The organism is Micrococcus sp. 140720015-1, assembly GCF_053627595.1.
This window is the reverse complement of the sequence record NZ_JBSEYC010000004.1, coordinates 314,387-337,927: the sequence shown is the minus strand read 5'-3', so window position 1 is coordinate 337,927 and position 23,541 is coordinate 314,387. Positions and strand designations below refer to the sequence as shown.

22 protein-coding genes are annotated in these 23,541 nt (G+C 73.3%); 10 read left to right on the top strand and 12 right to left on the bottom strand.

All coding sequences use genetic code 11. The features are described from left to right. Positions 1–37 precede the first annotated feature (37 nt). The 3 genes from ACUXPL_RS08880 to secG all read left to right on the top strand — a co-directional run bounded on the left by ACUXPL_RS08880 (position 38) and on the right by secG (position 2,412). Positions 38–1,285 carry a phosphoglycerate kinase gene (locus tag ACUXPL_RS08880; RefSeq protein ID WP_454183289.1) on the top strand — a complete coding sequence of 416 codons (1,248 nt, stop codon included), beginning with the start codon at positions 38–40 and terminating at the stop codon, positions 1,283–1,285. Positions 1,286–1,287: 2 nt separating this feature from the next. Continuing rightward, the gene (gene tpiA, locus ACUXPL_RS08875; protein ID WP_192593278.1) at positions 1,288–2,079 is read left to right on the top strand and encodes a triose-phosphate isomerase; all 792 of its coding nucleotides are present in this window, start codon (positions 1,288–1,290) and stop codon (positions 2,077–2,079) included. A gap of 81 nt (positions 2,080–2,160) precedes the next feature. After that, positions 2,161–2,412, top strand: a complete 252-nt coding sequence (gene secG / locus ACUXPL_RS08870) for a preprotein translocase subunit SecG (RefSeq protein WP_406891035.1) — start codon at positions 2,161–2,163, stop codon at positions 2,410–2,412. Positions 2,413–2,506: 94 nt separating this feature from the next. Here secG and ACUXPL_RS08865 read toward each other — a convergent pair whose 3' ends face one another. From ACUXPL_RS08865 to tkt, 5 genes are read right to left on the bottom strand one after another with little or no spacing between them, the layout of a single operon-like run. After that, entirely contained in the window at positions 2,507–3,448 is a 942-nt protein-coding gene (locus ACUXPL_RS08865) for a glucose-6-phosphate dehydrogenase assembly protein OpcA (RefSeq protein WP_454183286.1), read from the bottom strand. Further along, the gene (zwf, locus tag ACUXPL_RS08860) at positions 3,445–5,007 is read right to left on the bottom strand and encodes a glucose-6-phosphate dehydrogenase (RefSeq protein ID WP_200968782.1); all 1,563 of its coding nucleotides are present in this window, start codon (positions 5,005–5,007) and stop codon (positions 3,445–3,447) included. Before zwf ends, ACUXPL_RS08865 begins: the two co-directional genes overlap by 4 nt. Next, positions 4,997–6,598, bottom strand: coding sequence for a glucose-6-phosphate isomerase (locus ACUXPL_RS08855; RefSeq protein ID WP_454183284.1), 1,602 nt, complete (start codon positions 6,596–6,598; stop codon positions 4,997–4,999). The genes zwf and ACUXPL_RS08855 overlap by 11 nt, the downstream gene beginning before the upstream one ends. Positions 6,599–6,653: 55 nt before the next feature. Beyond that, entirely contained in the window at positions 6,654–7,772 is a 1,119-nt protein-coding gene (tal, locus tag ACUXPL_RS08850; RefSeq protein ID WP_454183283.1) for a transaldolase, read from the bottom strand. A 51-nt stretch (positions 7,773–7,823) separates the two neighbouring features. Further along, complete coding sequence (tkt, locus tag ACUXPL_RS08845; protein WP_454183281.1) at positions 7,824–9,998, bottom strand: transketolase; 2,175 nt, start codon at positions 9,996–9,998, stop codon at positions 7,824–7,826. Positions 9,999–10,260: 262 nt separating this feature from the next. On the opposite strand from tkt, the gene ACUXPL_RS08840 reads away from it, so the two are divergent. Continuing rightward, on the top strand, positions 10,261–11,244 hold the full coding sequence (locus ACUXPL_RS08840) for a heme o synthase (protein WP_180535576.1): 984 nt from the start codon (positions 10,261–10,263) through the stop codon (positions 11,242–11,244). A gap of 76 nt (positions 11,245–11,320) precedes the next feature. Here ACUXPL_RS08840 and ACUXPL_RS08835 read toward each other — a convergent pair whose 3' ends face one another. The 3 genes from ACUXPL_RS08835 to ACUXPL_RS08825 are packed head-to-tail and all read right to left on the bottom strand — an operon-like array spanning position 11,321 to position 14,118. Continuing rightward, positions 11,321–12,337, bottom strand: coding sequence for a COX15/CtaA family protein (locus ACUXPL_RS08835; RefSeq protein WP_454183279.1), 1,017 nt, complete (start codon positions 12,335–12,337; stop codon positions 11,321–11,323). 42 nt (positions 12,338–12,379) lie between these two features. After that, complete coding sequence (locus ACUXPL_RS08830) at positions 12,380–13,156, bottom strand: ABC transporter permease (protein ID WP_454183277.1); 777 nt, start codon at positions 13,154–13,156, stop codon at positions 12,380–12,382. Beyond that, complete coding sequence (locus ACUXPL_RS08825; RefSeq protein WP_454183275.1) at positions 13,153–14,118, bottom strand: ABC transporter ATP-binding protein; 966 nt, start codon at positions 14,116–14,118, stop codon at positions 13,153–13,155. Before ACUXPL_RS08825 ends, ACUXPL_RS08830 begins: the two co-directional genes overlap by 4 nt. Positions 14,119–14,261: 143 nt before the next feature. On the opposite strand from ACUXPL_RS08825, the gene ACUXPL_RS08820 reads away from it, so the two are divergent. The 5 genes from ACUXPL_RS08820 to ACUXPL_RS08800 all read left to right on the top strand — a co-directional run bounded on the left by ACUXPL_RS08820 (position 14,262) and on the right by ACUXPL_RS08800 (position 18,882). Continuing rightward, a complete protein-coding gene (locus tag ACUXPL_RS08820; RefSeq protein ID WP_454183273.1) occupies positions 14,262–14,954 on the top strand; it encodes a helix-turn-helix transcriptional regulator in 693 nt (230 codons plus the stop codon). 76 nt (positions 14,955–15,030) lie between these two features. Beyond that, the gene (sufB, locus tag ACUXPL_RS08815) at positions 15,031–16,503 is read left to right on the top strand and encodes a Fe-S cluster assembly protein SufB (RefSeq protein WP_036315257.1); all 1,473 of its coding nucleotides are present in this window, start codon (positions 15,031–15,033) and stop codon (positions 16,501–16,503) included. A gap of 1 nt (position 16,504) precedes the next feature. After that, positions 16,505–17,743, top strand: coding sequence for a Fe-S cluster assembly protein SufD (gene sufD, locus ACUXPL_RS08810; RefSeq protein ID WP_180535580.1), 1,239 nt, complete (start codon positions 16,505–16,507; stop codon positions 17,741–17,743). Positions 17,744–17,789: 46 nt separating this feature from the next. Then, entirely contained in the window at positions 17,790–18,554 is a 765-nt protein-coding gene (gene sufC / locus ACUXPL_RS08805; RefSeq protein ID WP_200968791.1) for a Fe-S cluster assembly ATPase SufC, read from the top strand. A 1-nt stretch (position 18,555) separates the two neighbouring features. Beyond that, positions 18,556–18,882, top strand: coding sequence for a metal-sulfur cluster assembly factor (locus ACUXPL_RS08800; RefSeq protein WP_002855327.1), 327 nt, complete (start codon positions 18,556–18,558; stop codon positions 18,880–18,882). Positions 18,883–18,990: 108 nt separating this feature from the next. Here the strand turns inward: ACUXPL_RS08800 and ypfJ are convergent, their stop codons facing one another. Then, positions 18,991–19,938, bottom strand: coding sequence for a KPN_02809 family neutral zinc metallopeptidase (gene ypfJ / locus ACUXPL_RS08795; RefSeq protein ID WP_454183270.1), 948 nt, complete (start codon positions 19,936–19,938; stop codon positions 18,991–18,993). 122 nt (positions 19,939–20,060) lie between these two features. Here ypfJ and abc-f point away from each other — a divergent pair, with 122 nt between their 5' ends. Next, positions 20,061–21,659 carry a ribosomal protection-like ABC-F family protein gene (gene abc-f / locus ACUXPL_RS08790; protein ID WP_180535583.1) on the top strand — a complete coding sequence of 533 codons (1,599 nt, stop codon included), beginning with the start codon at positions 20,061–20,063 and terminating at the stop codon, positions 21,657–21,659. A 30-nt stretch (positions 21,660–21,689) separates the two neighbouring features. On the opposite strand, the gene ACUXPL_RS08785 is transcribed toward abc-f, so the two are convergent. Genes ACUXPL_RS08785 through ACUXPL_RS08775 form a run of 3 tightly spaced genes read right to left on the bottom strand, consistent with a single transcriptional unit; the run spans position 21,690 to position 23,421 of the window. Beyond that, the gene (locus ACUXPL_RS08785; RefSeq protein WP_454183268.1) at positions 21,690–22,607 is read right to left on the bottom strand and encodes an SURF1 family cytochrome oxidase biogenesis protein; all 918 of its coding nucleotides are present in this window, start codon (positions 22,605–22,607) and stop codon (positions 21,690–21,692) included. Beyond that, positions 22,604–22,975 (bottom strand): hypothetical protein, encoded by a 372-nt coding sequence (locus tag ACUXPL_RS08780; protein ID WP_454183267.1) that lies wholly within the window; start codon positions 22,973–22,975, stop codon positions 22,604–22,606. The genes ACUXPL_RS08785 and ACUXPL_RS08780 overlap by 4 nt, the downstream gene beginning before the upstream one ends. Next, entirely contained in the window at positions 22,972–23,421 is a 450-nt protein-coding gene (locus ACUXPL_RS08775) for a DUF3099 domain-containing protein (RefSeq protein WP_454183265.1), read from the bottom strand. Before ACUXPL_RS08775 ends, ACUXPL_RS08780 begins: the two co-directional genes overlap by 4 nt. Positions 23,422–23,541 lie beyond the last annotated feature (120 nt).

Here is a 23,541-nt window from a genome sequence, read left to right as displayed (position 1 = left end):
CGTGAACCGACCCCGCTCCGGCACCCCAGGAGGCATCATGCCCGCATCGACCCTCAACGATCTGCTCGAGGCCGGCGTCGCCGGCCGCACCGTGCTCATCCGGTCCGACCTGAACGTCCCGCTGGACGGGGACACCGTCACCGACGACGGCCGCATCCGTGCCTCGCTGCCCGCGATCCGGGACCTGGCCGAGGCCGGTGCGCGCGTGATCGTCATGGCCCACCTGGGCCGCCCCAAGGGTGAGCCGGACCCCGCGTACTCCCTCCGCCCCGTCGCCGCGCGCATGGCAGAGCTGCTGGGCGCCGACGTCGCCCTCGCCGCGGACGTGACCGGGGACGACGCGCGCGCGAAGACCGCCGCCCTGCAGGACGGCCAGGTGCTGCTGCTGGAGAACGTGCGCTTCGACGCCCGCGAGACCTCCAAGGACGATGCCGAGCGCGCCGCCCTCGCCGACGAGATGGCGGCGCTGGCCGGCGAGGACGGCGCCTACGTGGGCGACGCCTTCGGCGCGGTCCACCGCAAGCACGCCTCCGTGTTCGACGTCGCGGCGCAGCTGCCGGCCCACCAGGGCCCGCTGGTCGCCGCCGAGCTCGAGGTGCTCACCCGTCTGACCGAGTCCCCGGAGCGGCCCTACGTCGTCGTGCTGGGCGGGTCCAAGGTCTCGGACAAGCTGGCCGTGATCGACAACCTGCTGGACAAGGCCGACACGCTGCTGATCGGCGGCGGCATGCTCTTCACGTTCCTCAAGGCGCAGGGCCACGAGGTGGGCGCCTCCCTGCTCGAGGAGGACCAGCTCGACACCGTCCGCGAGTACCTGCGCCGCTCCGAGGCCGGGGCCGCCCGCATCGTGCTCCCCACGGACATCGTGATGGCCTCCGGCTTCGCGGCCGACGCCGAGCACGAGGTCCTGGCCGTGGACGCCCTCACCTCGGGCGCGCACGGCGCGTCCGCCATGGGCCTGGACATCGGCCCGGAGACGGCCCGGGCGTTCGCGGAGCAGATCCGCGGCGCCCAGACCGTGTTCTGGAACGGCCCCATGGGCGTGTTCGAGTTCCCGGCCTTCGCGGAGGGCACCCGCGCGGTGGCCCAGGCCCTCACCGAGGCTTCCGCGGCTGGCGGCCTGTCGGTGGTCGGCGGCGGCGACTCCGCGGCGGCCGTGCGCACGCTGGGCTTCGCCGACGACGCGTTCGGCCACATCTCCACCGGCGGCGGCGCCTCCCTCGAATACCTCGAGGGCAAGGAGCTCCCGGGCGTCACCGCCCTGGCCGGCGAGGGGCGGGCGTGAGCATGGCGGAGCAGACCACGCGCGTGCCGTTGATCGCGGGCAACTGGAAGATGAACCTGGACCACCTCGAGGCCGTCACCCTGGTGCAGCGCCTCGCGTGGCTCCTCACGGACGCGGACCATGACCAGGAGGCCGTGGAGGTCGCGGTGTTCCCGCCCTTCACGGACCTGCGGGCCGTGCAGACGCTCGTCACCGGCGACCGCCTGGACCTCGCCTACGGCGCGCAGGACCTCTCGCCCGAGGATGCCGGCGCCTACACGGGGGACGTCTCCGGGGCGTTCCTTGCCGCGCTGGGGTGCCGCTATGCGATCGTGGGCCACTCCGAACGCCGCACCCTCCACGGGGAGGACGACGCGCTCGTGGCGCGCAAGGCCGCCGCGGCCCTGCGCCACGGCCTCACCCCGGTGATCTGCGTGGGAGAGGGCCTGGAGGTGCGCCAGGCCGGCCGGCACGTCGAGCACACGCTCGCCCAGCTGGAGGGCTCGATCGCGGGCCTGTCGGCGCAGGACGTGGCCGGCGTCGTCGTCGCCTACGAGCCCGTGTGGGCGATCGGCACGGGCGAGGTCGCCGGCCCCGAGGACGCGCAGCAGATGTGCGCGGCCCTGCGGGCCCGCGTGGCCGCACTGCACGGCGACGACGTCGCCGCCGGACTGCGGATCCTCTACGGCGGCTCCGTGAAGTCCTCCAGCGCGCCGGCGCTGCTGGCGCAGCCGGACGTGGACGGCGCCCTCGTGGGCGGCGCCAGCCTCGACGCGGACGAGTTTGCTAAGATCGTCCGGTTCGACCAGGCCTGATCCGTCCGGCCCGACCGACCGCATTCTCCGTGACGGCCCCGGCGCGCGCCGGGGCCGCACCTCGACCCGAGGAGCCCTCCCGTGGACGTCCTGACCCTGGCCCTGCAGATCCTCGTGGTCGTGCTCAGCGTGGTCATCGTGCTGCTCATCCTGCTGCACAAGGGCCGCGGCGGCGGCGTCTCGGACATGTTCGGCGGCGGCGTGACCACCTCGATGAGCTCCTCGGGCTCCGCCCAGCGTCTGCTCACCCGCCTGACCGTCGGCACCGTGGTCGCCTGGGGTGTCGTGATCGCGCTGCTCGGCGTCCTGCCGCGTCTGACCATGGAGTCCTGAGGCCGCCCCCGCCGGGCCCCGACGCGAACGCCCCGCACGGATCATCCGTGCGGGGCGTCCGTGCGTCCCGGGCCGGTGCGGCGCCGGGCGCTCCTCAACGCTCGGAGGCCTGCACGGGGGAGAGGTCCGTGCGCGGCAGGCCCTGGTGGAGCACGGCGCCGAAGACCTCGTCCGGGTCCAGGCGGCGCAGCTCCTCGGCCAGGCAGTCCTGGATCGTCCGGCGTGGCAGGGAGATGCGCTGCACCGGCCGGCCCTGCTGATAGAGCCGGGCCACCTGCGACTGCGAGCGGGAGAGCACCACGTCCCCGTCCGTGCACCGCAGGCGCACCGCACGGATCCCGTGGCCGACCTTCGAGTGCGCGATCGTCACGGGCACCTTCAGGGTCAGGGTGAGCCACGCCGCGAGCAGCATGGTGCTGGGGGAGTCCGGCGCCCCGTCCACCGTCACCGAGCGCAGGGTGGCCACGTCGAGCGTGTCGAAGATCCCGGCCACCTGGATCCGCCACAGCGTCAGGCGCGTCCAGGCCAGGTCGGTGTCCCCCTCGTGGTGGCCCGCGCGCAGAGCCCACAGGGCGGGCTCGGCCGCGGACGCCGAGGCCGTGTCCGTGATCCGGCGGTGGGCCAGGCGACCGAGCGCCGTCGCCGAGGGGACCTCGGGCGGCACCCCGGGCCACCACACGACGATCGGCGCATCGGGCAAGAGCAGCCCGGAGACGAGCGACTCGTCGGCGTGGGCGTTCTCCCCGGCGCACCACAGCACCACGACGTCGGAGGCGCCGGCGTCGCCCCCGACCCGGATCTCGGCGTCCAGGCGGGTGGGGGCCGCGGAGTCGCCCAGGGCCAGGACGACGATGCGGCACGGGTGCTCGAGCGAGGCCGCGTTGGCGGCCTGGACGGCGGACTCGATGCCGGCGTCGTCCGTGCTGATCACGAGGGTCAGGACGCGGCCGAGGGCCACGACCCCGCTCTTCTCGCGCAGCTGCGTGATGCGCTTGGCCACCTGGGAGGTGGTGGTGTCGTGCATGCGGATCTTCACGGGCGCCTCCAGCTTCGTCCGTCGCGGGCCATGAGGGCGTCGGCCGAGGGCGGTCCCCACGTGCCCGGGGCGTAGGGCTCGGGCTGGGTGCCCAGGCTCGCCCAGTGCTCCTCGAACGGGTCCACGATCCGCCAGGACAGCTCCACCTCGGCCTGGCGCGGGAACAGCGGCGGCTCCCCGAGGAGCACGTCGAGGATGAGACGTTCGTACGCCTCGGGGGAGTCCTCGGTGAAGGCGTGGCCGTAGCCGAAGTCCATCGTGACGTCGCGGATCTCGGTCTGCGTGCCGGGCACCTTGGACGCGAAGCGGATGGTGACGCCCTCGTCCGGCTGCACCCGGATGACGATGATGTTCTGCCCGAACTCGTCCCCGTCGTGGACGGGGAACAGCAGGTGCGGGGGCTTCTTGAAGACGACGGCGATCTCCGTCACCCGTCGGCCGAGGCGTTTGCCGGCCCGCAGGTAGAACGGCACGCCCTGCCAGCGCCGCGTGCGGATGCCCACCTTGAGCGCGGCGTACGTCTCCGTGACGGACGCCGGGTTGAAGCCCTCCTCGTCGAGGAATCCCGTGACCCGCTCGCCACCCTGCCAGCCGGAGGTGTACTGGCCGCGGGCGGAGGCCGCCGCGAGTCCCTCGGGCGTGTCCGGGACGGTCACGGCCTCGAGGACCTTCTCCTTCTCCGCGCGCAGATGGTCCGCGTCGAACGAGATCGGCTCCTCCATCGCGGTGAACGCGAGCAGCTGCAGGAGGTGGTTCTGGATGACGTCGCGCGCCGCGCCCACGCCGTCGTAGTAGCTCGCCCGTCCACCGATGCCGATGTCCTCGGCCATCGTGATCTGGACGTGGTCCACATGCTCCGCGTTCCAGAGCGGCTCGAACATCCGGTTGGCGAACCGGAACGCGAGGATGTTCTGCACCGTCTCCTTGCCGAGGTAGTGGTCGATGCGGAACACCGCGTCCGAGGGGAAGACGCGCTCGATCACGGCGTTGAGCTCCTGCGCGCTGGCCAGGTCGTGGCCGAAGGGCTTCTCGATCACCACGCGGCGCCACGGGCCGTCGGCCGGCTGGGACCGGTCGGCCAGGCCCTGGTCGGCCAGGTGGCGGGAGACGGCCTCGAACCAGTCCGGCGGGATGGAGAGGTAGAACGCGGTGTTCCCGCGCGTGCCGCGTGAGGTCTCGAGCTCGGCGAGCACCTCGTCGAGACGGACGTAGGCAGCCTCGTCGTCGAACGCGCCGGAGACGAAGCGCAGGCCGCCCTGGAACTGGTCCCACACGGTCTCGTCGAACGTGGTCCGGGAGGAGGCCTCGACGGCGGCGCGCACGTAGTCGGCGAACTCCTCGTCGGACCAGTCGCGGCGACCGAAGCCGACGAGGGAGAACGCTGGCGGCAGCAGGCCGCGCTGGGCCAGGTCGTACATGGCCGGCAGGAGCTTCTTCTTCGCCAGGTCGCCCGTCACGCCGAACAGCACGAGCGCCGACGGGCCCGCGATGCGGGTCAGGCGCCGGTCACGGGGGTCGCGCAGCGGGTTGCGGGGGGCGGTCCGGGACTCACCGGCCACGGACGGCGCTCCTCAGGGTCTCGATGCCCGCGTCGCGGCGGCGCAGGTGCAGGGTGACCACGGGGCGGCCGAGATCGCCGAGCACCCGGGCGTCGCCTGCGGCCTGCGCGGCGATGAGCCTGCCCAGGGAGAACGGGCGGCCGGGCACCTCGAGGTCCAGGCCGGCGTCGCCGGTGATCTGCAGGAACACGCCGACGGCCGGGCCGCCCTTGTGGAACTGTCCGGTGGAGTGCAGGAACCGCGGACCCCAGCCGAACGTGACCGGGCGGCCGACCAGGTCCGCCAGGTCCGCGCGCAGCTCCTCGAGCTCGGCGTCGTCGTGACGGGAGAGGTAGGCGTGGACCGCCAGGTAGCCGTCCTCGGGCACCAGCGCCGCCGTGGCGCGCAGCACGCCGGCCAGGTCCGGGGCAGAGGTCGCGGACGCCGGGCCGGAGACCTCGACGCCCTCCACCTCGCCGTCGGCCGTCCGCTCGGCGGCGGGGCTGTCCAGCAGGGTGCGCGCGGCGGCCTTGGCGGTCTCCACGTCCGGCTGGTCGAAGGGGTTGATCCCGAGCAGGCGGCCGGCCACCGCGGTGGCCACCTCCCACAGCAGCAGCTGGGCGCCGAGCGAGCCGGCGACCTGCACGCCGTGGCCCGGGGCCGCGACGTCGTCCTCGCCGACGAGCTGCACCTGCAGCAGGTCGGGGGCGTCCCACGCGGTCTCGGGGTCACCGGGGGCGACGACGACGGGCAGCAGCCCGGTGGCGTCCTTGCCCGTGGACTCGGCGATCAGCTGCTCGATCCAGGCCGGCAGTCCGGCGATGCCGGACCCGTGGTCGGCGAAGACGAGCTTGTCGCGCAGCGGCTGCGTGCCGCCCAGGGCCGCGCCGAGCTGGAGGCCCGGGTTGTCCTCGTCGTCGGCGGTCAGCAGGTCGAGCACGGCCTCCGCGTCGTCCAGCAGGGCCGCGACGTCCACGCCGGCCAGGCCGGTGGGGACCAGGCCGAACGCGGTGAGGGCCGAGAAGCGCCCGCCCACGGTCGGGTCCGCGGTGAAGACGGCGCGCCAGCCGGCGGACTCGCACGCGGCGTGCAGCGGCGATCCCGGGTCCGTCACGGCGACCAGACGGGTGCGGGGGTCGATCCCGGCGTCGCGGAACGCGGCCTCGACGACGCGGCGCTGCGAGTCGGTCTCCACGGTGGACCCGGACTTGGAGGAGACCACCAGCACGGTCCGCTCGAGGTCGTGCTCGAGGGCGCGGGAGACCTGCAGCGGGTCCGTGGAGTCCAGGACCTCGAGCTCGACGCCGGCCGTCGCCGCGATCACCTCGGGGGCCAGGGACGAGCCGCCCATGCCCGCCAGGACCACGCGGTCCACGCCCTCGGCGCGCAGCTCCCGGGTCAGCTGGGCGATGTGCGGGACGAGGGCGCGGGAGTCCTCGAACAGGGCGATCCAGCCGAGCCGCTTGGCGGCCTCGTCGCGGGCCGACGCCCCCCACAGGTCGGCGTCCTGCGCCCCGAGGCGGGAGGCGACGCGGTCCTGGAGGAGAGCGGGCAGATGGCGGTCGATCGCCTCGAGGGCGGCTCCGGTGGCGGTGAGGCCGAGGGTGCTCATGGGGGGTCCTTCCGTGCGCGTGGCGAGCGGGCGGCGGGGTCGGGGGCGGGTGCGGTCAGCGGTGGGTGTCGAGCCCGGAGCGGACTGAGCCGAGCAGCTCGTCCCACGCGGCCTCGAACTTCTCCAGGCCCTCAGTCTCCAGCACGTCCACGACGTCCTGGTAGGACACGCCCGCCGCGCCGACCGCGTCGAGCAGGGCGTCGGCGTCGGCGTAGGCGCCCGTGACGGTGTCCGCCGTGATCACCCCGTGGTCGGCGACCGCCTCGAGGGTCTTCTCCGGCAGCGTGGTCACGGTGTGCGGTGCCACGAGCTCGGTGACGTACAGCGTGTCCGGCAGGGCGGGGTCCTTGACGCCGGTGGAGGCCCACAGGGGTCGCTGCACGGGGGCGCCGGCCGCCTCGAGCAGGCGCCAGCGCTCCGAGTCCAGGGCCTGCTCGAAGGCGCGGTAGGCCAGGCGCGCGTTGGCGACGGCGGCCCGGCCGGTCAGCGCCTCGGCCTCGGGGGTGCCGATCGTGCGCAGCCGCGCGTCGACCTCCGTGTCGACACGGGAGACGAAGAAGGAGGCCACCGAGTGGAGGCGGCGCACGTCGTGCCCGTTCGCCCGGGCCTTCTCCAGGCCGGTGAGCCAGGCGTTGAGCACCTGGCGGTAGCGGGGCAGCGAGAAGATGAGGGTCACGTTCACGCTGATGCCCGCGCCCAGCACGTCCGCGATGGCGGACAGGCCCTCCACGGTCGCGGGGATCTTCACCATCAGGTTGGGCCGGTCGACGGCCGCCGCCAGCTCGCGGGCCTGGGTCACGGTGCCGGCGGCGTCGCGGGCCAGGCGCGGATCGACCTCGAGGGAGACGAACCCGTCCGCCCCGCCGGTGCGCTCGTGGACGGGCGCGAGCACGTCGGCGGCGCGGCGCACGTCCTCGGTCGTCAGGGCGACGACGGCCTCGTCCACCGAGGCCCCGGCGGCGGCGAGTTCGCGCAGCTGGCCCTGGTAGGCGCCCGCGTCCGCGAGGGCGACGGCGAAGATGGACGGGTTCGTGGTGACGCCGGTGACCGAGCGGGTGGCGATCAGCTCCTCGAGCGTGCCCTCGTCCAGCCGCGTGCGGGAGAGGTCGTCGAGCCAGATCGACACACCGGCCTGGGCCAGCGCGGCGGTGTTCGGGTTCTGCGGGGTGCTCATGGTCTGCGGGTGCCTTCCCTTCGGGGGTGGACGTGCTCGGGGCGCCGGGGCTCAGAGGAGGCCGCGGGTCACCTCGGCGACGTGCTCTCCGGTGAATCCGTACTTCTCCATCAGGCGGGCGCCGTCGGCCGACTCGCCGTAGTGCTCGAGGCTCACGCGGGCGCCCGGGGAGGAGGTCGTCACCGTGTGCTCGAACCACGGCATCGCGACGCCGGCCTCGACGGAGACGCGGACCGGGGCGTCGGGGCCGTCGGGCAGGACCTCGGCTCGGTAGGCCTTGTCCTGCTCGGCGAACCACTCGAGGCACGGGGCGGAGACGACGCGGGTCGGGACGCCGTCGGCCTGCAGCAGCTCGCGGGCCCGCACGGCCACGGAGACCTCGGAGCCGGTCGCGATCAGCAGCGCGCGGGCCGGCGTCGGCGCGCCGTCGGCATCCGTGGCGTCGACGAGGACGTAGGCGCCGCGGGCCACGCCCGAGGCGGGGGCGAAGCCGTCCGTGTCCCGGGGGAGCACGGGCAGGTTCTGCCGGGACAGGATGAGGCCGGCCGGGCGGTCCCGGTGCTCGAGCACCGTCCGCCACGCCCACGCGGTCTCGTTCGCGTCGGCCGGGCGGACGACGTCGAGCCCGGGGATGGCGCGCAGTGCGGCCAGGTGCTCCACCGGCTGGTGCGTGGGGCCGTCCTCGCCGAGGCCGATGGAGTCGTGCGTCCACACGTACGTGCTCGGGGTGCCCATGAGGGCGGCCAGGCGGACGGCGGGGCGCATGTAGTCGGAGAACGTCAGGAACGTGCCCATGTACGCGCGGGTCAGGCCGCCGATCGTGATGCCGTTGACGATCGCCCCGGCCGCGAACTCGCGGATGCCGAAGTGCAGGGTGCGGCCGTGCTCGTCGCCCTGCCAGGTCGCGGTGGAGCGGCGGGCCGGGATGAAGGAGGGCTCGCCCTTCATGGTCGTGTTGTTCGACCCGGCGAGGTCGGCCGAGCCGCCCCAGAGCTCGGGCATGACCGGCGCGAGGGCCGTGAGCACCTCACCGGAGGCCGCGCGCGTGGCCAGGCCCTTCTCGTCCGGGTCCCAGGACGGGAACGCGTCCGCGAAGCCGGCGGGCAGCTCTCGGCCGGCCAGTCGGTCGTACAGGCGCGCGTTCTCCGGGTGGGCCTCGCGCCAGGCCTGGAACGCCGCCTCCCACCCGCGGCGGTACTCGGCCGAGCGCTCGGCGATGGACCGGGCGCCGGCCAGGAGCTCGGGGTCGACGTCGAAGGTCGTGGTCGGGTCCAGCCCGAGGCCCTCCTTGAGGCCGGCGACCTCGTCCGTGCCGAGCTTGGAGCCGTGGATGCCGCCGGTGTTCTGCTTCGTGGGGGAGGGCCAGCCGATCACGGTGCGCAGCTTGATCAGTGAGGGCCGGCCGGTCTCGGCCTTGGCCGCCACGAGGGCGTCGTACAGGGCCTCCACGTCCTCCGTGTACTCGGTCACGGCGTGGCCCTGGGCGCCGTTGGTCCAGTCGACCTCCTGCACGTGCCAGCCGTAGGCCTCGTAGCGGCGCACCACGTCCTCGGTGAACGCGACGTCCGTGTCGTCCTCGATCGAGATGCGGTTCGCGTCGTAGACGACCACCAGGTTCCCGAGCTCCTGGTGCCCGGCCAGCGAGGAGGCCTCCGCGGCGACGCCCTCCTGGATGTCCCCGTCGGAGGCGAGCACGAACACGTGGTGGTCGAACGGGGAGGTGCCCGGGGCGGCGTCGGGGTCGAACAGCCCGCGCACGCGGCGCTGCTCGTACGCGAAGCCGACGCCCATCGCCAGGCCCTGGCCCAGCGGGCCCGTGGTCACCTCGACGCCGTGGGTGTGGCCGTACTCCGGGTGGCCCGGGGTCCTGGAGCCCTCGGTCCGCAGCGCCTGGATGTCCTCGATCTCGAGCCCGGCGCCCGCGGCGAACAGCTGCAGGTACTGGATGAGCGAGGCGTGGCCCGCGGAGAGGATGAAGCGGTCCCGCCCCTCCCAGCGGTCGTCCGTGGGGTCCAGGTGCATCACGTTCTGGTACAGCTGCCACGCCACGGGGGCCAGCGAGATCGCGGTGCCGGGGTGGCCGTGCCCGGCCTTCTCCACGGCGTCCGCCGAGAGCGCCTTGAGCGTGTCCACCATCCGGCGGTCCTGCTCCGAGTAGACGAACCCGCGGGCCGGGGCCACCCGGTCCAGGGTCGGGGGGGCGGACGGCTGCGCGGCGTCGGTCACGGGTTCTCTCCTGGCGGATCGGGAGCGTCGGGGCGCGGCCCCGGCCGACGCCGGGGCGTCGCGGCGCGGGGCCGTCGCCCCAGCCTAGCCGCGCGACGGCGGGGCGGGCCCGACCGGGCGTCCCATGACATGGTTCGCCCCCGGGCGAACAGCCGTTGACACGAGTAGACTGGGTCCAGGCCTGCCCGCAGGCGGACCGCCCGAGTGGCCGCTCCGAACCCCGGGACGGGCACGCCCACCGTCCCCTCACCGTGAGAAGCAGATGTCATCCTCCCTGGAGTCGCCGTCCGCCGCCCGCGTCCCCGCCGCCGAGCCCGGCGCCGTCGACCGGTCCCCGCTGCCCCTGCGCCGCAAGGTGCGGGCGTACGTCGAGCTGACGAAGCCCCGGGTGATCGAGCTGCTGCTGGTGACCACGCTGCCGACCATGATCTTCGCGCAGCGCGGCTTCCCGGACGTGCTCACCATGATCGCCACGCTCGTCGGCGGTGCGCTCGCCGCCGGTGCCTCCGGCACCTTCAACTGCTACATCGACCGGGACATCGACCGGGTCATGAAGCGCACCGAGAACCGGCCGCTCGTCACCGGCGAGGTCACCCCGCGCGAGGCCCTCGTGTTCGCGTGGGTGCAGACGGTCGTGTCCATCCTGATCCTCGGGTTCGGCGCCAACTGGCTGGCGGCGGGCCTGGGCGTGGCCGCCATCTTCTTCTACGTGGTCGTGTACTCGCTCGTGCTCAAGCGCCGCACGGAGCAGAACATCGTGTGGGGCGGCATCGCCGGCTGCTTCCCCGTGCTGATCGGCTGGGCGGCCGTGCGGGGGACCGTGGAGTGGCCGGCCATCGTGCTGTTCCTCGTGGTCTTCCTGTGGACGCCCCCGCACTACTGGCCGCTGTCCATGAAGTACAAGCGCGACTACCAGCAGGCCGACGTGCCGATGCTCGGCGCCATCGCCTCCGCGCGCCACGTCTCCAATCAGGTCGTGCTCTACGCGTGGGCCACCGTGGCCTGCTCCCTCCTGCTCGTGCCGATGGGCTGGGCCGGCATCGTCTACACCGCGGTCGCGCTCGTCGTCGGCGGCTGGTTCATCTGGGAGTCCCACGTGCTGCAGGTGCAGGCCCAGCGCGAGGACTTCGAGGACCGCAAGGCCATGAAGGTCTTCCACCTCTCCATCACCTACCTGACGCTGCTGTTCATCGCCCTGGCCGTGGACCCGTTCGTGGGTGCGCCGCTGATGCACTTCGGCGCCTGACCTCCGGTCCGCCCCGGGCGCAGACGACGACGGCCCCGCACCTGCCGGTGCGGGGCCGTTCGCGTGCGCGGGGGCGTCAGCCCGCGGCGACGGTGCGCGCGGGCGCGGCGGCCTGGACCGCGGCGCCCGGTCCGGCCGTGACGTAACGGGCGACCTGCCGGTCCCAGGCCTCCGTCGCGGACGCCACGAGCAGTGCCGAGCCGAGCATGTGCAGCAGGACCACGCCGATCGGCAGGCCCGTGAAGTGCTGGGTGTAGCCCACGGCGGCCTGGAACACGAGGGCGAGCAGGAGCCGCAGCACGGCGGCGCGCTGCAGGCGGGAGGCGCCGGCCGCGCGGCGCACCGTGAAGAACAGGACGAGGGCGGCCGCCAGGAGCAGGTACACCGGGACCACGTGGACCCGGGTGACCAGCAGCGGGTCGAACTCGTGGCGAGGCGAGCCGGGATCGCCGGAGTGCGGGCCCGTGCCGGTCACCACCGTGCCCAGGTACACGGCGGCCCACGTCAGCGCGAACGCGGCCCAGGCGGCGGCACGGGACCGGCCGGTGGTGGCGCCGTCGACGAGGGGCACGCCCGCCCGGCCGGCGCGGCGCTCGGCGGCGATGCGAACCACGAGCAGGGTGGCCACGGCCACCATGATCGAGGACACGATGAAGTGGCCGGCCACCCACCACGGGTTCAGATGCGTCAGGACCACGACGCCGCCCACGAGGGCCTGGGCGGGGATGCCGGCCAGCAGGCCCACGGAGAGCCAGAAGGGGCTCCGGTGGGTGCCGCGCAGGTTCCACAGGGACAGGAACATGGCGGCGGCGATGACCACCAGGACGAACGTCAGCGTCCGGTTGCCGAATTCGATGTAGCCGTGGATGCCCATCTCCGGGGTGTTGGTGAGGGACTCGGGTGAGCACTTGGGCCACGTGGGGCAGCCCAGGCCGGAGCCGGTGAGGCGCACGGCGCCGCCGGTGACGATGATGCCGATCTCGGACGCCAGGGACGCCACGGCGAGGGCCATGGTGGCCTTCGTCAGGCGCTGCGGCAGGCGGGCGGCGAGCCCGGCCGGGGCGGTCCGGGCCGCGGGGGTGGTGGTGGACACGGTGTCCTTCCGATCGTTCGATGCAGGGGGACGGGAGACGGCTCAGGGCCGCCAGCGGAACCAGCGGAGCGCGGCCGCGACGGCCACGGCGCCCCACAGGGTGAGCACGAGCAGGGGGACGGGCGACCAGGCCCCGTCCAGAAGGGCGGCCCGCAGGGCCGTGCCCAGCGCGCCGGAGGGGAGCAGGTCCACGCCGGGCACCCGGGCGGGGAACACCGTGCCGCCGACGGCGCCGAACAGCACCCACAGCAGGTTGGCGACGGCGAGGGTCGCCTCCGGCCGGGCCGTGCCGGCGAGCAGCAGCCCGAGGGCCGTGAAGGCGGCGGCCCCCAGCGCGAGGGCGACGAGGGCCGGCAGGATCCCCTCGGGGTCCGGACGCCAGCCGAGCGCCAGGCCGACGCCGCCGATCACGCTCACCTGCACCAGCAGGAGGGCCACCACCGCCAGGGCCTTGCCGGCGACGAGGCCGAGCGTGCCCAGCGGGGTGGTGGCCAGGGCGGCGAGCACGTCGTAGCGACGCTCGAAGCCGGTGGCGATCGCGGTGGCCGTGAACGCGGAGCTGATCACGGCCAGGGCGAGCACGCCGGGCACGGCCACGTCCAGGCCCGAGCGGCTGGGGGTGTCCAGCAGGCCGGTGACGTGCACGCCCACGAGCGCGAGCAGGGGCAGCACCACCGTGACGAGCAGCTGCTCGCCGTTGCGCAGCGCGGTGCCGGTCTCGTAGCCGGCCTGACGCAGGACGCGGGCGGCCAGCGGGGCGGCGCCGGCGTGGGCTCCGGTGCCGGCCGGGGCGCGGTGGTCGACGACGGGCGTGCTCATGCGGCGGTCTCCCGGAGGATCTGCTCGAGGCGCAGTCCGGCGCGCTCGAATCGGGTGGGCATCAGGGCGTGCTCCCGCCAGCTCGCCGCGAGGACGGCCAGGTCGTCCGGGCCGCGGACGCCGGCGACGCGCAGGCGGGCGGACTCGTCGAGGCCGGCCGCGCGCAGCGGCGCGGGCAGGGTGTCGGCCCAGGCGCGGACGGCGTCGGGGGAGGCGTCGCCGAAGTCCACGTCGACGACGTCGCCCTCGGCCACGCGCGTGAGCTCGGCCAGCGAGCCGGAGCGCACCACCCGGCCGGCACGCAGGATGGCGACGTCGTCGGCGAGCCGCTCGGCGTCGTCGAGCAGGTGCGTGGTCAGCAGCACGGCGGCGCCGCGGTCGGTCTGCTCACGCACGACGTCGTGCACGACGGGCCGGGTCTCCGGGTCGAGGCCCGCGGTGGGCTCGTCGAGGAACAGCATGTCCGGCTGGCCGACGAGGGCGGCCGCGAGCGCGACGCGCTGGCGCTGGCCGCCGGAGAGGCGGCGCAGGGGGCGGCCGGCGACGTCGGCGATCAGCAGGCGCTCCAGCAGCGGCTCGACGGGCAGCGGGTCGCGGTACAGGGACGCCACGTGGCCGACGAAGCGGCGGGCGGGGATCGCGGGCGGCAGGCCCCCCTCCTGCCACATCACGCCGATGCGGGCGCGCAGGTCGGCGGAGGCCTGCCACGGGTCTGCGCCGAACACGCGCACGGATCCGGCGTCGGGCCGGTCCATGCCGTGGCAGAGGCCGAGGGTGGTGGACTTGCCAGCCCCGTTGGGGCCGAGCAGCACCGTGACGGCGCCGGCACGGGCGGTGAGGTCGACGCCCCGCAGGACGGGGGTGCGGGACCGGCCGCGGCCGAGGCTCCGGTGGACGTCGCTCAGGCGCAGGACGGGCTCGTCGCGCGGCACGGGATCCGGGGTCAGGGGAGGTCGGGGCACTGTGCCAGTCTAGTCCTCGGGCCCTGCGACCCTGGCTCGTGGGGTCGGGGGCGTCCGGGTCTGCGGCGGGTTCCGCCGCGGGCGTCATCAAGCCAGGCGATCCTCACTTGAACCGTTCCAGATCAATAGGTCATGATGGCGTGGTGTATTCGGATCAGTCTGCGTCGCCCCCCGCTCCGGCCCCGGCCGAGGGCACGCGCGAGCGTGTGCTGCAGCTGGTCCTGACGCGTGGTCCCGTGAGCGCGGCCGAGATCGGTCGCGAGCTGGAGCTGACCGCCGCCGCCGTGCGCCGCCACCTGGACGCGCTCGAGGAGGACTCGCTCGTCGAGGTCAAGCGGGTCACCGCGGCCCGCGGCGCGGGACGGCCCTCCCGCCGCTACGTGGTCACGTCGCACGCGCAGGAGCACCTGCCCAAGGACCACCTCGCCGTCGCCCTGGACACCCTGGCCCGCCTCGAGGAGCTCGGCGGGGAGGAGGAGGTGCGCCGCGCCGCGCGCCACGCCTTCCGTGAGATTGAGGAGCGCTTCACGGCCGCCGTCGACGGCCGGGAGACCGCGCTCCAGGACCGCACCCGGATCCTCGCCCGGGTCCTCGACGAGGCCGGCTACGCCGGCACGCTGCGCCACTTCGGCGCGGGGCTGGCGCCCACCCTCCGCGCGGACCAGGTCTGCCAGGGGCACTGCCCGTTCCAGGGAATTCCCGCCCGCCATCCGGAGTTCTGTGAAGAGGAGACCGCGCTGTTCGCCCGCCTGCTCGAGGTGGACGTGCGCCGGCTCTCCACCCTCGCCGCCGGCGCCCACGTGTGCACCACACATGTGCCGCTGGGCCGCGACTGAGCTGCGCGGGCCACGCCCCGGCTCCCGACGACCACCCGACCGAACCCGACCGCAGTGACTAGTGAGAGAGGCTGAGATGACCGACCAGATCGTCCAGCGGGACTCCGCGGAGACCGCCGACCCCGGCGTGATCCAGGAGATCCTCGACAAGAACCCCGAGCTCAACGCCATCGGCGCCTACCAGTACGGCTGGGCCGACTCCGACGCGGCCGGCGAGAAGGCCGTCCGCGGTCTGAACGAGGACGTCGTGCGCGACATCTCCGGCAAGAAGGACGAGCCGGAGTGGATGCGCGACCTGCGCCTCAAGGCCCTCAAGTACTTCGAGCGCAAGCCGATGCCGGCGTGGGGCCCGGACCTGTCCGGCATCGACTTCGACAACATCAAGTACTTCGTGCGCTCCACCGAGGGCCAGGCCAAGACCTGGGAGGACCTGCCCGAGGACATCCGCAACACCTACGAGCGCCTGGGCATCCCCGAGGCCGAGCGCGAGCGTCTCGTGGCCGGCGTCGCCGCCCAGTACGAGTCCGAGGTCGTCTACCACCAGATCCGCGAGGACCTGGAGGAGCAGGGCGTCGTGTTCCTCGACACCGACACCGCGCTCAAGGAGCACCCGGAGATCTTCGAGGAGTACTTCGGCACCGTGATCCCGGTCGGCGACAACAAGTTCGCCTCCCTGAACACGGCCGTGTGGTCCGGCGGCTCCTTCGTGTACGTGCCCAAGGGCGTGCACGTGGAGATCCCGCTGCAGGCCTACTTCCGCATCAACACGGAGAACATGGGCCAGTTCGAGCGGACCCTGATCATCGCGGACGAGGACTCGTACGTGCACTACATCGAGGGCTGCACCGCGCCGATCTACCAGTCCGACTCGCTGCACTCGGCCGTCGTCGAGATCGTGGTGAAGAAGAACGCCCGCGTGCGCTACACCACCATCCAGAACTGGTCCACTAACGTGTACAACCTCGTGACCAAGCGCGCCGTGGTCGAGGCCGGCGGCACCATGGAGTGGATCGACGGCAACATCGGCTCCAAGGTGACCATGAAGTACCCGGCCGTGTACCTGACCGGCGAGCACGCCACCGGTGAGACCCTCTCCGTCGCGTTCGCGGGCAAGGACCAGCACCAGGACACCGGCTCCAAGATGGTGCACATGGCCCCGCACACGAACTCCTCGATCGTGTCCAAGTCCGTGGCCCGCAGCGGCGGCCGCGCCGCCTACCGCGGCCTGGTGCAGATCGCCGAGGGCGCGAACGGCTCCGCCAACTCGGTGGTGTGCGACGCCCTGCTCGTGGACACGGTCTCCCGCTCCGACACGTACCCGTACATCGACATCCGTGAGGACGACGTCACCCTCGGCCACGAGGCGACCGTCTCGAAGGTGTCCGAGGAGCAGCTCTTCTACCTCATGAGCCGCGGCATGTCCGAGGACGAGGCCATGGCCATGATCGTGCGCGGCTTCATCGAGCCGATCGCCCGCGAGCTGCCCATGGAGTACGCGCTCGAGCTCAACAAGCTGATCGAACTGCAGATGGAAGGATCGGTGGGCTGACATGACCGACACCGTGGAGAACACCCAGCGGACCATGATCCCGGGCATGGGCGAGGAGGGCGAGAAGCTCACCGTGGCGCAGAACCCGGCCGCCCGGGCCGGGGGCCGGGAGCGCAACGCCGCGGGCTCGCGCGCCGATCGCCTCAGCTCCTTCGAGCTGTCCGACTTCCCCGTGCTCACGGGGCGCGAGGAGGACTGGCGCTTCACCCCGCTCAAGCGCCTGGGCGGGCTGCACCTGCCCGAGGGCGACGACGCGCGCCTGACCGGCGCCGCGCCCGCCGTGACCGTGGCCGAACAGGCTGGCGTCACGGTGGAGACCGTGGCCCGCGACGACGCCCGCGTCGGCTCCGTCCTGACCCCGGACGACCGCGTGTCCGCCGCGGCCTGGAACTCGGTCTCCGAGGCCACCGTCGTCACGATCTCCGGCGAGGTCGCCGAGCCGGTGCGCATCGACGTCGTCGGCTCCTCCGCCGACCCGGCCGCGATGCACCTGACCGTGCTCGTGGAGGAGAACGCGCAGGCCGACGTCGTGATCGCCCACCGCGGCACCGCCGTGCTGGCCCAGAACGTCGAGTTCGACGTGCGCCGCGACGCCCGCCTGAACGTGGTCGCGCTGCAGGCCTGGGAGGGCGACGCCGTGCACGTCTCGGCCCAGCAGGCCTCGGTCGCCACGAACGCGCACTTCAAGCACGTGGCCGTGTCCTACGGCGGCGGCGTGGTGCGGCTGACCCCGACCGCGCGGTTCGCCGCGGAGCGCGGCGAGGCCGAGATGTACGGCCTGTACTTCGCCGACGCCGGGCAGCACCTCGAGAACCGCCTGTTCGTGGACCACAACCAGCCGGACTGCGTCTCGAACGTGCTCTACAAGGGCGCCCTGCAGGGCACGGACGCGCGCACCGTGTGGGTGGGCGACGTGCTGATCCGCAAGGAAGCCGAGGGCACGGACACGTACGAGAAGAACCAGAACCTGCTGCTCTCCGACGGGGCGCGCGCGGACTCGGTGCCGAACCTGGAGATCGAGACCGGCGTGATCGAGGGTGCGGGCCACGCGTCCGCGACCGGCCGCTTCGACGAGACCCAGCTGTTCTACCTGATGGCCCGCGGCATCTCCGAGACCGAGGCCCGCCGCCTGATCGTGCGCGGCTTCCTCAACGAGATCATCCAGAAGATCGGCGTCGGCGACGTCGAGGACGAGCTGACCGCCGTCATGGAGGACGAGCTGCGCATCGCGCAGCTCTGACCGACGCCCCGCAGACCCCACCGCCTTCCACCCGAGGAGAACCACCATGGCAACCCTGCAGATCACCGACCTGCACGTGCAGATCGAGACCGAGAACGGCCCCAAGGAGATCCTGAAGGGCCTCTCCCTGACCATCGAGACGGGCGAGACCCACGCGATCATGGGCCCGAACGGCTCCGGCAAGTCCACCCTGGCCTCGACCATCGCCGGCCACCCGCGCTACGAGGTCACCTCCGGCTCCATCACCCTCGACGGCGAGGACGTGCTGGAGATGGGCGTCGACGAGCGCGCCCAGGCCGGCCTCTTCCTGGCCATGCAGTACCCCGTGGAGATCCCGGGCGTCACCATGACCAACTTCCTGCGCACCGCCAAGACCGCGCTCGACGGCCAGGCCCCCTCGCTGCGCACCTGGACCAAGGACGTCAAGGGCGCCTTCGAGGCCCTGCAGATCGACCCGGCGTTCATGAACCGCAACGTCAACGAGGGCTTCTCCGGCGGCGAGAAGAAGCGCGCCGAGATCCTCCAGCTCGAGCTGTTCAAGCCCAAGTTCGCGATCCTCGATGAGACCGACTCCGGCCTCGACGTCGACGCGCTGCGCATCGTCTCCGAGGGCGTCAACCGCGCCCAGGCGAAGAACGAGATGGGCACCCTGCTGATCACCCACTACACGCGGATCCTCAACTACATCAAGCCGGACCACGTGCACGTGCTGGTGGACGGCCGCGTCGCCGAGTCCGGCGGCCCGGAGCTCGCCGAGCAGCTCGAGGCCGAGGGCTACGCCCGCTTCGAGAAGGCCGCGGCGGGGGCCTGAGATGACGGAGACCACGAACCAGGCGCCCACGGAGGACATCCGTGAGGCCCTCAAGGACGTGATCGACCCGGAGCTGGGCGTCAACGTCGTGGACCTGGGCCTGCTCTACGGGCTGCACTACGCCGACGACGGCGCGCTGCTCGTGGACATGACCCTGACCACCGCGGCCTGCCCGCTCACGGACGAGATCGAGGACCAGGTCTCCCGGGCGATCGGCACCATGGTGGACGAGTGGCGGCTGAACTGGGTCTGGATGCCCCCGTGGGGCCCCGAGCGGATCACCGAGGACGGCCGCGACCAGATGCGCGCCCTCGGCTTCAACATCTGATCCGGCCCGGACGACGACGGCGGCCCGTCACCTTCGCGCAGAAGGTGACGGGCCGCCGTCGTGCTGGGGGAGTGCGGACGGACCCGCAGGCGCCCCGGCGCTCCCGGCTCAGATGTCCAGGGAGGAGGCCCGGAACGTGTCGCACTGGCGGATGTCCGGCTCCTGCTGGGAGCTCTGGTAGCCGCGCATGAACCAGGCCATGCGCTGCTCGGAGGTGCCGTGCGTGAACGCCTCGGGGTCCACCCGGCCTGTGTGGGTGGACTGGATGCGGTCATCGCCCACGGCGGAGGCCGCGTCGATGGCCTGGCGCAGCTGGTTCTGCGAGATCGGCTTCAGGAACGGCGCACCGGACTCGGGGTCCACGGTGGACGCGGCGTGCCCGGCCCACATGCCGGCGAAGCAGTCGGCCTGCAGCTCCGCGCGCACGGCGCCGGAGGTGGGGCCGGTTGTCCCGTCCTTCGAGTGCTGCAGGTAGCCGGTGACCTGCTGGACGTGGTGGCCGTACTCGTGCGCCACGATGTACTCCTCCGCCAGCGGTCCGCCCTCGGCGCCGAAGTCAGTCTGCAGCGTCTCGAAGAACGCGGTGTCGAAGTACATGGACTCGTCCGCCGGGCAGTAGAACGGGCCCGTGGCCGAGGAGGCGCTGCCGCAGCCGGTGCTCACGCCGCCTTGGAACAGGGTGAGCTGCGGCTGGCGCCACTGGATGTCCGAGAACTGCGCGAGGTACTCGCCCCAGAACTCGTCCGCGGCCTCGGTGGTCGCGATGACGCGGCAGTCCGTGTTCTGGTTGGCGTCCGCACCGCTGGCGCACTCCTCGTCCGAGAGGGGCTGACCCTGGCCGCCCGAGCCCGTCTGCTGCTGGTACTGGCTCTGGCCGACGGACCCGCCGCCCGTGTCGATCCCGAGCTGCTCGGCCAGCCCGGGGGCGAAGATCGCGAGCAGCAACGCGAGCAGGCCGCCGCCGCCGCCGATGGCGATGCCCCGGCCCCCCAGCCCGCCGCCTCCGCCCGATCGGGCCCGGCCGGCGTCGATCTGCACGTTCTCGTTGAAGCTCATGGGGCCAGAGTGTAGACGGACTAGACTGGCCCGGCACCGCGCTGGCCCCCGCCCGTCGAGATCGGCCGGACCCCGCCGGTGCACCCCTGTTCCCCCCTCGACCCCTGGAGTCTGACACCCCCATGCTGACCGTCACCGATGTCGAACTGCGCGTGGGCGCCCGTCTCCTCATGGACGAGGTGAACTTCCGCGTGGACAAGGGGGACAAGGTCGGCCTCGTGGGGCGCAACGGCGCCGGCAAGACGACGTTGACCAAGGTCCTGGCCGGCGGCGGGCAGCCCACGGCGGGCACGGTGACCCGGACCGGGCGCATCGGCTACCTGCCCCAGGACCCCAAGGTCGAGGACATGGACCAGTCCGGCCGCGACCGCATCCTCTCCGCCCGCGACCTGGACCAGACCATCCGCCGCATGCGCGAGGCAGAGGCCGGCATGGCCGCCGTCGACGACGCCGAGCGGGAGCGGGCGATGAACCGCTACTCCCGCCTGGAGGCCGAGTTCGAGGCCCGCGGCGGCTACGCGGCCGAGTCCGAGGCCGCCCGGATCACGTCCAACCTCGGCCTGCCGGACCGCGTCCTGGACCAGCCGCTGCACACCCTGTCCGGCGGCCAGCGCCGCCGCGTGGAGCTCGCCCGCATCCTCTTCTCCGACGCGGACATCCTGCTGCTGGACGAGCCCACCAACCACCTCGACCACGACTCGATCGTGTGGCTGCGCGACTATCTGAAGACCTACTCCGGCGGCCTCCTGATGATCTCGCACGACGTGGAGCTCATGGAGATGACGGTGAACAAGGTCCTCTACCTGGACGCGAACCGGCAGACCATGGACGTCTACAACATGACGTGGAAGAACTACCTCGCCCAGCGTCAGCAGGACGAGGCGCGCCGCCGCCGGGAGTTCGCCAACGCGGAGAAGAAGGCCTCGGCCCTCCTGGCCCAGGCTGAGAAGATGCGCGCCAAGGCGACCAAGGCGACCGCCGCGCAGAACATGATCAAGCGCGCCGAGCGGCTCATGCGCGGCGTCGAGGGCGAGCGCGCGGTCGACCGCGTGGCCGCGATCCGCTTCCCCACCCCGCAGGCCTCCGGCAAGACGCCGCTGCGCGCCGAGAACCTGTCCAAGTCCTACGGCTCGCTCGAGATCTTCACGGGAGTGGACCTGGCGATCGACCGCGGCTCGCGGGTGGTGATCCTGGGCTACAACGGCGCCGGCAAGACGACGCTGCTGCGCATGCTCGCCGGGGAGGAGACCCCGGACACCGGGGAGGTGCAGGCGGGCCACGGGCTCAAACTGGGCTACTTCGCCCAGGAGCACGACACCCTGGACCAGGACGCGTCCGTCCTGGACAACATGCGCCACGCCGCCCCGCAGCTCGGCGACACCCAGGCGCGCACGCTGCTCGGCTCGTTCCTCTTCCAGGGCGACGACGTCGACAAGCCCGCCCGCGTCCTCTCCGGCGGCGAGAAGACCCGCCTCGCGCTGGCCACGCTCGTGGCCTCGAGCGCGAACGTGCTGCTGCTGGACGAGCCCACGAACAACCTCGACCCCGCCAGCCGGGAGGAGATCCTCCATGCGCTGCGCCAGTACGAGGGCGCCGTGGTGCTCGTGACCCACGACGAGGGTGCCGTCGAGGCGCTCGACCCCGAGCGCGTGGTGCTGCTGCCGGACGGGGTCGAGGACCTCTGGAACGACGACTACAGGGACCTCATCACCCTCGCCTGAGTGCGCGGGCCGCCGAGGCGGAGGGCGGGCTCAGTCGAAGAGCGCGTCCTCGGCCTCCTCGTCCGTGAGCCGCCCGTCGCGCCGCCGCCGGACCGGCTTGGCGCGGGGGACCCGGTGCGCGGAGAGCAGCCCGTCGTCCGCGGCGTCGTCGAGGGCGTCGGCCCGGTCGTTGCGGGCGCGCATCCACGCGGAGTACCCCCACACCCCGAAGCCCATGGCCGCGAACAGGTACCACTGGATCGCGTAGGACAGGTGCGGGCCCTCGTCGAGGGTGGGCTCGACGAGCTTCTGCGGCATCGACTCCACCGCCGGGTCCTCCGTGACCATGATCCCGTAGGCCGTCCCGGCCACGGGCCCGCCCACGGTGTCGGCGATCTCGGCGAGGTCGATCGAGGGCACCTGGCCGTCCGGGGCGTCGCGGTCCAGGGCCGGCTCCCCGGGCTTGACCCGCACCACGACCTCGGCGTGGCCGGCGGGCGGGGCCGGCACGGCGTCCGGTCGCCCCGGGCTGTTGCCCACCGGAAGCCAGCCGCGGTCCACCACGACGACGGGGCCCTCGTCCGTCCGGAACGGCACGAGCACCTCGTAGCCGGGCTGGCCGGCGCGGGGACGGTTGCGGACGATGAGCGTCTCGTCGACGAGGTACTCGCCGGTCAGTGTCACGGGCGTCCACTCGTCCTCGGTCTGGAACGCGGTGAACAGCCGGGAGGCCTCGGCGAACGGGACCGGGTCGTCGTCGTAGTTCTCCAGGACGCGGTTGACGCGGTGCTGGACCTCCACGCGGCGGTCCCACTGCCACTGGGCGAGCGCGTGGCACAGGAACGCGAAGAGGATGCACACCACGAAGCCGAGGATCCACGGGCCGGTGGCGAGGAAGCCGAAGCGCAGGGGCGGCAGGCGTTCGGCGTCGCGGGCGGTCGGGTTCGTCATGGGGGCGGGGGTGCTCATGGGCGCGGGGGCTCCTGCGGGGTCTCGGGCGTCTCGACCTCGGGCGCCTCCGTGGCGGGCGGGTCGAGCGGGCGGGAGCGTCGCAGGAAGCCGCGGGCGCTCAGGAAGTCGTCCAGGAAGGGTCGATGGTCCGCGCAGGCCAGCCAGGTCTTCACCCGGTCCGGGGAATGGACGCGCGGGTTGTTCCACTCCAGGGCCCAGGTCGCCTCCGCGGTGCACCCGCGGCGCGAGCAGACCGGCCGCTCGGGCCCGTCCGCGGCGGCGTGCGGGGATCGGGCGGCGGAGGCACCGGCGGCGGGGTCGAGGCGGCCGGCGGCGAGGGCGCCCAGCAGGTCCATGCCCGGCTCACCCGGGCCCACCCCGATCACGCGGCGCCCCGTCCGGGCAGGCCGGGACGGCCGGCGGACGAGGACCCTCGGCCCAGCGCCCGGGGCGCACGGTCGCGCGGGTCGTCCACGAGGTCGCCGGTGAGCACGACCGGCTCGGGCGCCGCCGCGTCGTCGGGGCGGGCGTTCAGGGCCGGTCCCTGGGCGGGGACGGCACGCAGGGTGCCGGCCTGCTGGGGGCCGGTGTTGTTCACGCGCACGACGGCGACGTAGGGCAGGACGACCGCGCCGAGGATGAACCCGAGCTGCCACCAGCCGTGGGTGAAGAGCGCGGCGACGAAGCAGGCGGTGCGGATCAGCATCTGGACCAGGTAGACCTTCATGCGCGCCTCCCGGTCCGCGCTGCGGCCGGCGGCGGCGGTGGTGACCCCCTGGACCTCCGGCTTCGTCCCGCGCCCGGCTCGGGAGCCGGCGGCGGAGCTGGTCATGGCGCATCCTCCTGGAACGTCGCGCCCTGCGGAGGGCCCCCGCGCGGCCGCGGACGTAGAGTGGTGGTTCACATGCCGGCGCGCCCGCCCTCGGCGGCGTCCCGCAGGACGGCGTCGACG

Coding starts and splice junctions, on each gene's coding strand:
- tpiA (WP_192593278.1), top strand. CDS start 1,288: ATGGCGGAGCAGACCACGCGCGTGCCGTTGATCGCGGGCAACTGGAAG.
- ypfJ (WP_454183270.1), bottom strand. CDS start 19,938: ATGAGCTTCAACGAGAACGTGCAGATCGACGCCGGCCGGGCCCGATCG.
- ACUXPL_RS08830 (WP_454183277.1), bottom strand. CDS start 13,156: ATGAGCACGCCCGTCGTCGACCACCGCGCCCCGGCCGGCACCGGAGCC.
- ACUXPL_RS08800 (WP_002855327.1), top strand. CDS start 18,556: ATGACGGAGACCACGAACCAGGCGCCCACGGAGGACATCCGTGAGGCC.
- ACUXPL_RS08880 (WP_454183289.1), top strand. CDS start 38: ATGCCCGCATCGACCCTCAACGATCTGCTCGAGGCCGGCGTCGCCGGC.
- sufB (WP_036315257.1), top strand. CDS start 15,031: ATGACCGACCAGATCGTCCAGCGGGACTCCGCGGAGACCGCCGACCCC.
- ACUXPL_RS08785 (WP_454183268.1), bottom strand. CDS start 22,607: ATGAGCACCCCCGCCCCCATGACGAACCCGACCGCCCGCGACGCCGAA.
- ACUXPL_RS08840 (WP_180535576.1), top strand. CDS start 10,261: ATGTCATCCTCCCTGGAGTCGCCGTCCGCCGCCCGCGTCCCCGCCGCC.
- sufD (WP_180535580.1), top strand. CDS start 16,505: ATGACCGACACCGTGGAGAACACCCAGCGGACCATGATCCCGGGCATG.
- ACUXPL_RS08855 (WP_454183284.1), bottom strand. CDS start 6,598: ATGAGCACCCTCGGCCTCACCGCCACCGGAGCCGCCCTCGAGGCGATC.
- tal (WP_454183283.1), bottom strand. CDS start 7,772: ATGAGCACCCCGCAGAACCCGAACACCGCCGCGCTGGCCCAGGCCGGT.
- ACUXPL_RS08775 (WP_454183265.1), bottom strand. CDS start 23,421: ATGACCAGCTCCGCCGCCGGCTCCCGAGCCGGGCGCGGGACGAAGCCG.
- sufC (WP_200968791.1), top strand. CDS start 17,790: ATGGCAACCCTGCAGATCACCGACCTGCACGTGCAGATCGAGACCGAG.
- abc-f (WP_180535583.1), top strand. CDS start 20,061: ATGCTGACCGTCACCGATGTCGAACTGCGCGTGGGCGCCCGTCTCCTC.